The organism is Streptomyces milbemycinicus (assembly GCF_002154605.1).
Lineage (GTDB): Bacteria > Actinomycetota > Actinomycetes > Streptomycetales > Streptomycetaceae > Streptomyces > Streptomyces milbemycinicus.
In genome coordinates, this window is record NZ_MUNE01000473.1 from 1 (window position 1) to 264 (window position 264).

General features: G+C 72.3%; 1 protein-coding gene. It reads right to left on the reverse strand.

Annotated features, from left to right (window positions below; all coding sequences use genetic code 11):
• On the reverse strand, positions 1-264 hold a 264-nt coding region (locus tag CCN51_RS33960; protein WP_086860473.1), incomplete at both ends, for a hypothetical protein.

Sequence of the window (264 nt, forward strand, 5' to 3'; positions counted from 1 at the left end):
CACCGCCGTCTTGCCGCACACCCAGTGCGGATCCGGCCCCAACTCCGGCTCCACGTCCAGCGCGTGGGGATCGCCGCCCTCTGTGCACACCGGGCACAGCGGCCAGCGGCCGTACCGCTCGAGCAGGGCGTCCTGTACGTCCTGGGCCACCAGCCCGGCCAAGTACGTGGCGCCCTCCGGCCACTGCTCGACCCACCACCTGCGGTGTGCGATGGAGTCCTCGACGAGCGAGACGATGTCCGCCTGGGCCACTTCTCCCGCCGC